The sequence below is a fragment of the Halomonas sp. A3H3 genome (genome assembly GCF_000982975.1).
GTDB classification, from domain to species: domain Bacteria; phylum Pseudomonadota; class Gammaproteobacteria; order Pseudomonadales; family Halomonadaceae; genus Vreelandella; species Vreelandella titanicae.
On record NZ_HG423343.1, the window covers coordinates 2519626 to 2530567 of the forward strand.

General features: G+C 55.0%; 12 protein-coding genes. 7 read left to right on the forward strand and 5 right to left on the reverse strand.

What is annotated here, in order from left to right:
• Window positions 1-6: 6 nt before the first annotated feature.
• The 3 genes from HALA3H3_RS11200 (at window position 7) to HALA3H3_RS11210 (ending at window position 1349) form a co-directional block, all read left to right on the forward strand.
• Window positions 7-300 carry a hypothetical protein gene (locus HALA3H3_RS11200; protein WP_027957100.1) on the forward strand — a complete coding sequence of 98 codons (294 nt, stop codon included), beginning with the start codon at window positions 7-9 and terminating at the stop codon, window positions 298-300.
• Between the two features lie 21 nt (window positions 301-321).
• A complete protein-coding gene (locus HALA3H3_RS11205; RefSeq protein WP_022521652.1) occupies window positions 322-618 on the forward strand; it encodes a YciI family protein in 297 nt (98 codons plus the stop codon).
• A 203-nt stretch (window positions 619-821) separates the two neighbouring features.
• On the forward strand, window positions 822-1349 hold the full coding sequence (locus tag HALA3H3_RS11210; protein ID WP_022521653.1) for an HPP family protein: 528 nt from the start codon (window positions 822-824) through the stop codon (window positions 1347-1349).
• Window positions 1350-1351: 2 nt separating this feature from the next.
• On the opposite strand, the gene HALA3H3_RS11215 is transcribed toward HALA3H3_RS11210, so the two are convergent.
• Window positions 1352-1924, reverse strand: a complete 573-nt coding sequence (locus HALA3H3_RS11215; protein ID WP_009285951.1) for a gamma-glutamylcyclotransferase — start codon at window positions 1922-1924, stop codon at window positions 1352-1354.
• Between the two features lie 130 nt (window positions 1925-2054).
• On the opposite strand from HALA3H3_RS11215, the gene HALA3H3_RS11220 reads away from it, so the two are divergent.
• Together HALA3H3_RS11220 and HALA3H3_RS11225 are read left to right on the forward strand one after the other, a co-directional pair.
• Window positions 2055-2909 (forward strand): sirohydrochlorin chelatase, encoded by an 855-nt coding sequence (locus HALA3H3_RS11220; protein WP_022521654.1) that lies wholly within the window; start codon window positions 2055-2057, stop codon window positions 2907-2909.
• 114 nt (window positions 2910-3023) lie between these two features.
• Complete coding sequence (locus tag HALA3H3_RS11225; protein ID WP_022521655.1) at window positions 3024-4613, forward strand: ABC-F family ATPase; 1590 nt, start codon at window positions 3024-3026, stop codon at window positions 4611-4613.
• A 46-nt stretch (window positions 4614-4659) separates the two neighbouring features.
• Here HALA3H3_RS11225 and HALA3H3_RS11230 read toward each other — a convergent pair whose 3' ends face one another.
• Window positions 4660-5256 carry a cell division protein ZipA C-terminal FtsZ-binding domain-containing protein gene (locus HALA3H3_RS11230; RefSeq protein WP_022521656.1) on the reverse strand — a complete coding sequence of 199 codons (597 nt, stop codon included), beginning with the start codon at window positions 5254-5256 and terminating at the stop codon, window positions 4660-4662.
• Between the two features lie 39 nt (window positions 5257-5295).
• Window positions 5296-5559, reverse strand: a complete 264-nt coding sequence (locus HALA3H3_RS11235; RefSeq protein ID WP_022521657.1) for a TspO/MBR family protein — start codon at window positions 5557-5559, stop codon at window positions 5296-5298.
• A gap of 216 nt (window positions 5560-5775) precedes the next feature.
• On the opposite strand from HALA3H3_RS11235, the gene HALA3H3_RS11240 reads away from it, so the two are divergent.
• Window positions 5776-6621, forward strand: a complete 846-nt coding sequence (locus HALA3H3_RS11240; RefSeq protein WP_022521658.1) for a helix-turn-helix transcriptional regulator — start codon at window positions 5776-5778, stop codon at window positions 6619-6621.
• Window positions 6622-6625: 4 nt separating this feature from the next.
• On the opposite strand, the gene HALA3H3_RS11245 is transcribed toward HALA3H3_RS11240, so the two are convergent.
• Complete coding sequence (locus tag HALA3H3_RS11245; RefSeq protein ID WP_022521659.1) at window positions 6626-8125, reverse strand: aldehyde dehydrogenase; 1500 nt, start codon at window positions 8123-8125, stop codon at window positions 6626-6628.
• Entirely contained in the window at window positions 8122-9369 is a 1248-nt protein-coding gene (locus HALA3H3_RS11250; RefSeq protein ID WP_022521660.1) for a M20 family metallo-hydrolase, read from the reverse strand. Before HALA3H3_RS11250 ends, HALA3H3_RS11245 begins: the two co-directional genes overlap by 4 nt.
• 154 nt (window positions 9370-9523) lie before the next feature.
• Here HALA3H3_RS11250 and HALA3H3_RS11255 point away from each other — a divergent pair, with 154 nt between their 5' ends.
• Window positions 9524-10930 carry an aminotransferase gene (locus HALA3H3_RS11255; protein WP_082116846.1) on the forward strand — a complete coding sequence of 469 codons (1407 nt, stop codon included), beginning with the start codon at window positions 9524-9526 and terminating at the stop codon, window positions 10928-10930.
• The last annotated feature ends 12 nt before the right edge of the window (window positions 10931-10942 follow it).

Below are 10942 nucleotides of genomic sequence, written 5' to 3' on the forward strand. Positions count from 1 at the left end.
AACGCGATGCAGACAAACGGCTTTTTTGACGAAATTGGCGAAACTATCGGTGAAGCCATCCGCGTGGTGGTGGAGTTTCTGCTGGGCATTTTCACCAACTTCTTCGGTGCGTTCGGCGATTTCATCGATGGCTTGACGCGTTCGCTGGGAATCAGTGATTCCTTTTTCAGCATTGCTGTCTTAGTGATTGGGCTGCTGATTCTGTGGGGCGGTTTGCGCGCTTTTCTGCGAGGCTCGATAATCGGCGGTATTGTACGTACCGTATTGGGGCTGTTTATTCTTTCGTGGTTGATGATGTAGACACACTGAGAGGAGGAGTAGATGAAGCAGTTTGCGTTGATCGCCTATGATTACACCGATGAGGGGGCCTTAAACCGCCGTCTGGCTTGTCGCGAGCTGCACCTGGAAGGACTGCGTAATCTCTATCGGTCGGGTAATTTCGTAAGTGGTGGGGTAGTGCTGAACGATGAAGGTAAAATGATCGGTTCAAATGCACATTTCAGATTTGCTACTCGAGAAGATTTAGAGGCTTGGCTGGCGCAAGAGCCTTATATGACTGAGCGTGTCTGGGAGCAGGTCGATATACGCGAAGTTAAGCTGTTTGATCCCTCTATATAGTATGACGAACGAGCTCGGGTATTGTTTATAAAAAATGTCATAAAATAATGCCCCCGTTTCTCTCCTTGGTTAACACTCCATACACTGATGATGAGCAATCGCGTTGCCCTTGAGTCAGTTTCATCAGGGGCATGATAGATTGTCATTTGCTTATTTGGTGCATTTTGGCATCATTTGCACTCATTTTGTGCAAAGCGAGTGTAATGAAAACTTATCTTGGCAAGATGCGGGGGCAGCCAGTCAAGCGTGCCCGGGTAGGCTGGCAGGATGCTTTTTGGTCATGGGTCGGGGCCTTTACCGGTATGGCGGTCATTTGCTGGTTAAGCTCGGCGTGGCTGTCACAACAACTGCTCATCGTAGGCTCCTTCGGCGCAACCTCGGTGCTCATCTACGCAGCACCTGAAAGCCCTTTTGCCCAGCCCAGCCATGTACTCTTTGGCAGCGTGCTCTCCGCGGGTATTGGCGTTGCTTGCTACCAACTGCTGGGAGCGACCCCCCTCTCAATGGCTCTGGCCGTATCACTGTCGGTGCTGGGTATGCAGCTAACCCATACGGTTCACCCACCAGGAGCCGCGGCGGCTCTGATTGCGGTAGGCGGGGGTGCCAGCGTTCATCAACTGGGGTGGTGGTATCCTCTTTTGCCAATCGGAGCGGGCAGTATAGTGATGCTGGTAATCGCCATATTGGTCAATAACCTTGCCCGTCACCGCCGTTATCCGCGCTACTGGTAATGTTAAAATTGGCTCAGCTGTTGTTCCAGAGCAAAGATATGGGCATCTTTGGCGCCTAGTTCCCGCAGCGCCACGGCGAGGTTGACCAAGTAGTCGCGGTTGGGGCCGCTGGGCCCATGGGCGTTGGCAATTTGCTGGGCGATCTCATCAAGCGGCGCGTCGCCCAAAAAGGCCGGATTGTCATCGCTGGCCAGATAAATAAGCCCTTCGCTCTGTTCGGTTCCGTTGCCTTTCTCGTCCATAAACGTCAGCGGTACTTTTTCCCGCAAATAGCCGTTCTTCTCCCGCACATCCAACGGCGCGAGCACTTCCGGGGCAATGCGGTAGGCCATGCCGTGGCAAATCGAATCTTTGGCGCGGATCAGCGTTGCCACCCGCCCAGGCGCTTCAGGCGTGCCGCGGTGATCATGGGAGCCCTGCCAAAATCGCCGCTCCCAGCCGTGTATATACGCCGGGCGGCGCTCCAGGTAGGCAAAGTCAGCCTTCCAAATCAGTGAGCCGTAGCCGAATAGCCATATCGCCGCATGGCCTTCGAAGAAGTTTCTTTGCTGGTTAAGTGCAGTGGTATCAAGCATCGGTATCAGGCAGCGTTTTTAAGGCACATTTTTCAAGTAACATGGGGGCCAACGACGGTGTAAAACCACCATCTTAACATGTCACGGTTGATCACCCACACGATTGCCAAGACCACGACTGGAGGCAGCCATGCGCGCGATTTTTCTGGTGGATAACGGCTCGCTACGAGCGCAGGCAACGCTGAATTTACGCCGCGTGGCGGCTTCGCTTAGCGGGCTTGTAGGCGAAACCGTGCAGGCGGCCTCGTTGCTGCACTCCAATAAGATTCCTGCGGATGAGGTGGGAGGTATTCCCGCCACTACCCTTGGCCCCGCCGCTGAACGCTGTGCCGAACAGGGGGCAACGGAGATTATCGTGCTACCGTTCTTTTTTGGCCCCAGCAAAGCGCTGACGGGTTATCTGCCCGAGCGCATGGCCACGCTGCAGGAGCGCTTTCCCCACGTTAAGGTGCGGGTAGCCCAGCCCTTAGTGGATGAGTTCGGCGATAACGACCTGCGTTTAGCCCATCTGCTGGCCGATAACGTGCGCGACAAGCTTCGCCCAGGTACTAAACCGCATGTGGCGCTGGTGGATCACGGCAGCCCGATTCCTGAGGTTACCGCCGTACGCAACCGCCTGGCGGGGCAGCTTAGCGTGCTGCTAGCCGATGACGTAGCGTGTGTTGCCGCTGCTTCCATGGAGCGGCGCGAGGGCGATGAGTACCGCTTTAATGAGCCACTGCTGGAAAACTTGCTGGCGCTACCCGAGTTTAAGATAGGCTCGGTGATCCTGGCGATGCTGTTTCTTTCGCCGGGGCGCCACGCCGGGGAGGGCGGCGATATTGCCGAGATTTGTGCAGCGGCTGAACAGCAGTATCCAGGGCTTTCCGTTACCACGACGAAGCTGGTGGGGGAGCATCAAGGGATCGTTGATATATTGCACTCGCGGCTGCGCCAAGCGCTTGATGATGAACGCTTTCTACTCGATATCCCGGCAATCGCCTGACGCCACTAGGGTTTGATGGGTGAATACACGCCTAATAGCGCGTAGAATCGCGAGCCTTTCTATTCGTTGTAAGCTGTCGTCGTTACTGACAATGCGCTAACCAGGGCTCCTTTTGTGATCGCTACCGCCAATATCACCATGCAGTTTGGGGCCAAGCCCCTGTTTGAAAATGTCTCCGTTAAATTCAATAACGGCAACCGTTACGGCCTGATTGGCGCGAACGGCTGCGGCAAATCCACCTTTATGAAAATTCTCGGTGGCGATTTGGAGCCCACTTCCGGCCAGGTGATGCTGGATAGCAGTACACGGCTGGGTAAGCTGCGTCAGGATCAGTTTGCGTTTGAAAACGAGCGGGTGATCGATACCGTCATCATGGGCAATGTAGAGCTCTGGTCGGTCGCCGCTGAGCGTGAACGCATTTACTCCCTGGCAGAGATGAGCGAAGAGGACGGCATGGCCGTCGCTGACCTGGAAGTGCGCTTCGCCGAGCTGGACGGCTATACCGCCGAGCCCCGCGCCGGCGAACTGCTGCTAGGCCTGGGCATTCCCATTGAGCAACACACAGGTCCGATGAGCGAAGTTTCTCCCGGCTGGAAGCTGCGTGTGCTGCTCGCCCAGGCGCTATTCGCTGACCCGGATGTACTGTTGCTGGATGAGCCGACCAACCACCTGGATATCAACACCATCCGCTGGCTGGAAGATATTCTTAAAGCGCGCAGCAGCACCATGATCATCATCTCCCACGATCGCCACTTCCTGAACAGCGTTTGTACTCATATGGCGGATCTGGATTACGGTGAAATCACCCTGTTCCCGGGTAACTACGATGATTACATGACCGCCGCCACCGCCGTGCGCGAGCGTCAGCACTCGGATAACGCCAAGAAAAAGGCCCAGATTGCCGAACTGCAGCAGTTCGTGAGCCGCTTCTCCGCTAACGCCTCGAAGGCTAAGCAGGCTACATCTAGAGCGCGTCAAATCGATAAAATCAAGCTGGAAGATATCAAGCCTTCCAGCCGCGTAAGCCCCTTTATCCGCTTTGATCAGGCGAAGAAAATCCACCGTAATGCCGTCAACGTGGACGGCATTACCAAGAGCTATGAGGGCGACAAGCCGCTGTTCGAGCGTCTTTCCATGACCGTGGAAGCCGGTGAGCGCATTGCTATTATCGGCCCCAACGGCATCGGCAAAACCACGCTGCTGAAAACCCTGGCGGGCGAGTTACACCCGGACGCGGGCGAAGTGAAGTGGACCGAAGCCGCTGAAGTGGGGGTTTTTGCTCAGGATCACAGCGACGACTTTGCCGTCGATGCCACGTTGTTTGAGTGGATGTCAGCATGGACTCAAGGTGGCGAGCAGGTGGTTCGCGGTGCTCTGGGGCGGATGCTGTTTTCCAGCGACGATATTGGAAAATCGGTGAAGGTCATTTCCGGTGGCGAGCAGGGGCGCATGCTGTTTGGTAAGTTAATCCTTACTCAGCCCAACGTAATGCTGATGGATGAGCCGACTAACCACCTGGATATGGAGTCTATCGAGGCGTTGAACCTGGCCCTGGAGAACTACCCCGGCACGCTGATGTTTGTGAGCCACGACCGTGAGTTCGTCTCGTCACTGGCCACGCGCATTATTGATATGCAGCCGGAAGGCATTGTCGATTTCAGCGGCAGCTACGATGACTACCTGCGCAGCCAAGGAGTCGTGTGACGCTGTTTTTTTCAGCATGGTTCTTTGTAAGAATAGCTCTGTAAATCTATTCGCCGATAATTTGCTCAAAGGTGCTGTCGGTGGCGAGTTCGCGCTCGTCATTGAGCATTTTGCCGCTAAACACCGTCTGCATCTCTTTGGCGAGTTCTACGTAGACATGCATTTGTTGATTACGTCGCTTACGTAGCGGTGGTTTCACTAATAAGCTAATACCCTTGATGGGCTCATGGGTTTCCCCGCGCAGCAGGTCAGGCATTTCCCCCGGTGGAAAGGCGTTGGCGATAGTGACTGGGTTGGAAGGCTGTTGGCCGTCGATTAAAAATATCTTCTTAAGCGCGTCGTAGTGAGCGTCTTTCTCCCGCAGCCACTGGGTAAGGCGCTCGTCTGACTCTTCACTGGGTTGATCAAAGATTATAAAAAGCGAATGCTGCTTAACTTTTTTAGTTTGCTTTGAGGGTGCAGGGGTGTCAGGTTCTTGAGCTTTTTCAGAGTTGTCTGCTTGTACCGGACGAGGCGCAGCGGCTTTCGCTGCGCGCCGTCGGCGGCGCCAGGGCACAATGACATATATAAATATCGCTGTTGCCATTGCGCCTAATACCAGCGATGCGAAGGCGAGTACTATTATAGTAGTGGTGCGATCCATACTCTCAGAATCCTTTTTTAATCAGCGCTCAGGCTTTATTTAGCCGACGACAGTTTGTTTACGCCCAAAGAACAGCCACGACCACGCGGCATTGACCATAAGCTGCAGCGCGTAAGCCGCTAAGCTTGCTGAGCGCCATACTGAGTCATTCGCCATATAAATACGCCAAGCGACGATAGCCATCAACAAATACAGTATGCCCCAAGCGAAGGGGAAAGCGATATTCGGTGGTGTCCAGCTTGGCTTACTTAGTTCGCGGAACCAACCATCAGGCCGAAAGCGCGCACCCAGTCGTGGCGGCAAGGCCGACGAGCAGTAGAGACACCAGCAGCGCTAATAGCGAAGCAAGCATTCATTACCTGTATGTTCAAACGAAAGAATCAATAGCCTAGCAGCGTTTATCCAAGAGGCTCAACACAAAGTAATCACGAGCCGCAATGAGTCAATTGTATTGCCTGAGTTTACCGTGTTCGCGCAAGGCAGTATTGTTTTGTCAAACAACCTAATGAAGCGCTACTCATGAAATACTGCTCAACAACCGATGATATCGATAGTACCTTTCTGGCAAGTGCGGGAAGTGCTGCTTGGCATCGGCATATGGCGAGCTTGGTACGCTCATCGGGACAGCGCGATTTCCCCGTTCGTCTGGAGCAAGTGCTGCGCGCGCTAACCGGTTTCGATACGATTCTGATCAATACCTACAAAGGGCGTCATAGACCACTACTGATTCACGACGATTACCCGTCAGAAAATCGCCCTCAAGCGATAGATCGCTACCTCAGCGGTGCGTATTTATTGGATCCTTTTTTTACCGCCATGAGTGGTGGCCTGGATAGCGGTGTGCACCGGTTGCGGGAGCTAGCCCCTGATCGTTTTGAATCCAGTGATTACTATGCCCACTATTATCGCGCGTTAGGATTGGCGGATGAGGTTGGTCTCTTCGCACGTGTGGGGGATGATGTCTTGATGGTGGTATCGCTGGGCTTTCAGGCAGAAGCTCCCTTGAAACGACGTGCATTGCAGGTGTTGAAGAATGTGGTGCCGATGATCGAAACCTTGTTGATGGAGTTCTGGAAATGGCAGGGCGTCCTCTTCCAGCCGACATTGGAAAAGGACGCCCCGGTGGAAGCTGCCTTCGTAAGCTTTGGCCGAGAGGTTTTAACGGCACGTGAACAGGAAATCGTTCGTCTGTTGCTTGCGGGGCACTCCACCAAATCGGCGGCCCGGGAACTGGATATCAGCGATGGCACTGTGAAGGTACACCGCAAGCATATTTACCAGCGTCTGGATGTCTCCAGTCAATCGCAGTTGTTCCAGCTATTTCTTGAACACGTGGCTCTCATTTCCCGGCAGTTGAGAGGTTAAGGTGCTAGGTTTGTAGCGCCATCCAGATGGTTTTGATCTCGGTATACTCGTCAAGCGAGTGAAGCGATTTATCCCGTCCATTACCGGATTGCTTAACCCCACCGAACGGCACTGTCATGTCCGGGCCTGCCCAGTTGTTAACGTAGACCTGCCCGGAGTGCAGCTTGCGTGAGACGCGCATAATACGATCAATGTCCTGGCTCCAGACGGCGGCCGCCAAGCCGTAGTCGCTGTCGTTGGCAAGTGTCAATGCCTCCTCTTCGGTATCGAAGCCAAACACCGACAGCACCGGCCCGAAGATCTCCTCGCGACCTATGGTCATGGCCGGGGTGACATCGTCAAACACGGTGGGAGGAATAAAGAGCCCGGAGCTATCTAATGGCTGTCCCCCGGTACGAAGCGTGGCACCCTCTTCCTGCCCCTGGCGGATATAATCAAGCACCCGCTGGTATTGAGTGTTATCGACCATCGCCCCCATAAAGCTTTGCGGGTCGAGTGGGTCGCCTGGTTGCATGGCAGCCGCAGCGTCCACCACTTTCTCGACGAAAGCGTGGCGAATGCTATTTTCCACCAACAGCCGCGAGCCAGCGATACAGACTTCACCTTGGTTATGAAAAATCGCAGCGGCTGCGTTTTGAGCTGCAACGTCTAGATTTTTGCAGTCGGCAAAGATGATGTTGGGGCTTTTGCCGCCGCACTCCAGATAAACGCGTTTCAAATTGGATTGGCCTGCGTACTGCATGAGCTGTTTGCCCACTTGAGTGGAGCCGGTAAAGGCGAGGCAGTCGACCTGCATCGACAGGGCTAGCGCTTTACCCACGGTATGGCCATAGCCGGGGAGTACTTGAAACACCCCGGCGGGTAGGCCCGCTTGTTGGCTTAGCTGGGCAAGGCGTAGCGCCGATAATGGCGATTTTTCTGACGGTTTGAGAATAACGCTGTTACCGGCCGCCAATGCCGGTGCAATCTTCCAGGCGGTCATCATGAGCGGGAAGTTCCAGGGGACGATGGAGACCACCACCCCTAGTGGCTCGCGCACAATCAGACCGAGGTGTTGATCACCCGTCGGGGCCACCTCACCGTAAAGCTTATCGATACTTTCGGCGGTATAGCGCAGGCAGCCGATGGCGCCGTCAATATCCCCCAGCGCACTGGTAATCGGTTTTCCCATATCCAGAGTGTCTAGCAGGGCAAGCTCGTGCCTATGGGCCTGCATTAACGCCGCCAGTTCAAGTAACGTGGCTTTGCGCTGAGCTGGCGCGCGGCGCGACCACTCCCCCCGGTCAAAGGCCTGTCGAGCTGCGTGGGTAGCGAGCTCGGCATCGGCGTCATCGCAGCTGGCGACCTCTGCCAACACTTCACCGGTGGCTGGGTTCACCGTGGATAGGGTGGCGCCGCGCTGTGCATCGACAAAGGTGTCGTTGATATAGGCGCGGGTTTCAAAGGAGAGTGTGTCTGCCAGTGCTTGCCACTCGGCCAGGTTCGTTGGGACAGTTGTGCTCATTGGGTAACCTCAAGGTCGTTAGCGTTATGCAGTAGCGCGTCGCACAGCACCTGGGTGCCAAGTGCACACTGCTCTGGCGTTGAGTACTCGGCTTCGTTATGGCTAATGCCATCGCGGCAGGGAATGAAGATCATCGCGGTGGGCGCCACCCGTGATACATACACCGCATCATGGCCCGCCCCACTGAGCATACGGCGGTAAGTAATGCTTCGCGCCCTGGTCGCCTGTTCGATGGATGCAATGCATTGGTCGTTAAATGCCACCACCGGGGAGCTCCAGAGGCGTTGCGGTGTTATCACAACACCAAAGGTCTCTACCAAGGCATCTAGCTCGCTATAGAAGCGGGCCTCCAGCGCGTCTAGTTGATCATCGTGCACATGACGGAGGTCGACAGTCATGGTGACCTGGGCGGGAATCACGTTGCGAGAAGGCGTATCGATCTCCAGGCAGCCAAAGGTCACCTTGCTGTCACCGCTGGTGTCGGTGGCGGCGATGGCGTATAGCCGATCAATGAGCCGGGCGGCAGCGGCCAGGGCGTCGTGACGATATGCCATGGGGGTGGTGCCCGCATGGGCAGCGCTGCCTTCAATCGTCAGGTCAAACCAGCGCATCCCTTGCACCCCAGTGACCACACCAATATCTAAGCCCTCCTCTTCAAGTACCGGCCCCTGTTCGATATGCAGTTCCAGAAAACTGGCTAACCGAGGCTCGCCAATAGGCAGGCTTCCCTTCATGCCTGTCTCATCCAGGGCTTGTCCAAAACTAATCCCCTGTTCGTCCTGGCGAGCGAGGGTCTCATCCACTGTGAACACTCCGGCATAGGTACCGGAAGCCACCATCGCGGGGGCAAAACGGCTGCCTTCCTCGTTAGTCCAAACGATCAGCTCCAGGGGGCGCTCGGTAACGATTTGCTGGTCGTGCAGGGTGCGAAACACTTCCAGGCCCGCGAGAACCCCCAACACGCCGTCGAAACGACCGCCTTTCGGCTGGGTATCCAGGTGGCTGCCGACAGCGGCGGGCTCCAGGTTGTCACGTGCACCGGGTCGACGGAAAAAAAGATTACCCACGGCATCACTGCGCACGTGGCAGCCAATATTGGCGCACCACTCGATCAATTGCTGCCGGCCGGCAGTATCTTCGGGTGTCAATGCCAAGCGGTTGCTGCCGCCATTGGGGGTAGCGCCGATCTCAGCCATCGCCATTAAACTTGACCACAGTCGCTGGCCATCGATGGAAACTTGCATGGCGTGTCTCCTGTTGTGCTTGTTGGGTTAAGGAGACCTACCATAGGTGGCCTTCCGCGCAGCCGATATACCCCAATGGGGATATATTCCCAACACTGTTTTCCCCGCTAGCCTGTGAAGTCACCTCAACAACGGCTTCCTAATAAGCGAGGGTATGACGATGACTCAACAGCAGGCGAAAGCCTCTTACGACGCGCAAGACCTTTGGCAAAAAGATAAAAATCACTTCATTCACCCCTTCACCGACTTCAGCTTGTTCCACGAAAAAGGCTGTGACTTGATTACCGACAGTGATGGTATCTATGTCGAAGATGTACACGGCAATCGCTTTATCGATGGGATTGCGGGACTGTGGTGTGTCAATGTAGGCCACGGCCGTGCCGAAATTGGCCAGGCGATGGCCGAGCAAGCCACACGCATGGCCTACTTTTCCACTTTTAATAATCTCTCCAATGCCCCTGCTACCGAGCTGGCTGCCAAGCTTGCCGAGCTTGCGCCTGCCCACTTGAACCATGTGTTTTATAGCTGCGGCGGGTCAGCGGCAAACGATGCCACCATCCGGCTTGTGCATTACTACTTCAATCGCTTGGGCAAGCCTTCGAAAAAGCGAATCTTGTCGCGCACCAATGCCTACCATGGCACCACTTACATGGCGGCAAGCCTGACCGGTATCGCCAGCAATAACTGGCAGTTCGATACGCTTGATCTGGTGACCCATCTGAGCGAAGCCAACTGCTATCGCCGCCCAGAGGGGATGAGTGAGGCCGAGTATTGTGATCACCTGGTCGATGAACTCGAGCAGACCATTGACCGGCTAGGGGCGGATAACATAGCGGCCTTTATTGCGGAGCCAATCATGGGCGCGGGGGGCGTATTGATGGCACCACAGGGCTACCATTCCCGCGTGCAGGCCATATGCCGTGCCAACGATATTCTGTTTATTGCTGATGAAGTGGTGACGGGCTTTGGACGTTTAGGGCACTTCTTTGCCTCAGAAGCCGTGTTTGAAACCCAGCCCGATATTATCAATGTGGCGAAAGGGCTTTCGTCTGGGTATGCCCCATTAGGTGCAACGCTGATATCTGACGCTCTTTATGAGGTGTTAAGTACCCCTCAAGGCCCCGGTGGGGTATTGAGCACCGGCTTCACCTATTCCGGGCATCCCGTTAGCTGTGCTGCAGCGCTTAAAAATATCGAAATCATTGAGCGCGAAGGCATTTGTGAGAATGTTCGCGAAGTTGGCCCCTATCTTGAATCCAAGCTCAAAACGCTCGCCTCTCATGAAACGGTAGGTGATATACGTGGCAGTCATTTCATGATGGCGATTGAAAATGTGGCTAATAAAACAACCAAAGAATTACTCCCCGTTGACGCGCGCGTAGGTGACCGCGTGGCTGCTGAAGCACAGAAACGTGGCTTGATTATTCGGCCGGTTGGCCATCTCAATATCATCTCTCCGCCCTTGATCTGGACGCACCAAGTCGTTGACGAGGTCGTCACTATTCTCGACGCAGCGTTTGCTGCCACCACTCGTTCTCTAAAAGCGGATGGTTATCTGTAGCGATTTGTATTT

Bases quoted from the DNA above. Each gene is read 5' to 3' on its own strand.
- HALA3H3_RS11200 (WP_027957100.1), top strand. From the start codon at position 7: ATGCAGACAAACGGCTTTTTTGACGAAATTGGCGAAACTATCGGTGAA.
- HALA3H3_RS11205 (WP_022521652.1), top strand. From the start codon at position 322: ATGAAGCAGTTTGCGTTGATCGCCTATGATTACACCGATGAGGGGGCC.
- HALA3H3_RS11210 (WP_022521653.1), top strand. From the start codon at position 822: ATGAAAACTTATCTTGGCAAGATGCGGGGGCAGCCAGTCAAGCGTGCC.
- HALA3H3_RS11215 (WP_009285951.1), bottom strand. From the start codon at position 1,924: ATGCTTGATACCACTGCACTTAACCAGCAAAGAAACTTCTTCGAAGGC.
- HALA3H3_RS11220 (WP_022521654.1), top strand. From the start codon at position 2,055: ATGCGCGCGATTTTTCTGGTGGATAACGGCTCGCTACGAGCGCAGGCA.
- HALA3H3_RS11230 (WP_022521656.1), bottom strand. From the start codon at position 5,256: ATGGATCGCACCACTACTATAATAGTACTCGCCTTCGCATCGCTGGTA.
- HALA3H3_RS11240 (WP_022521658.1), top strand. From the start codon at position 5,776: ATGAAATACTGCTCAACAACCGATGATATCGATAGTACCTTTCTGGCA.
- HALA3H3_RS11245 (WP_022521659.1), bottom strand. From the start codon at position 8,125: ATGAGCACAACTGTCCCAACGAACCTGGCCGAGTGGCAAGCACTGGCA.
- HALA3H3_RS11250 (WP_022521660.1), bottom strand. From the start codon at position 9,369: ATGCAAGTTTCCATCGATGGCCAGCGACTGTGGTCAAGTTTAATGGCG.
- HALA3H3_RS11255 (WP_082116846.1), top strand. From the start codon at position 9,524: ATGACGATGACTCAACAGCAGGCGAAAGCCTCTTACGACGCGCAAGAC.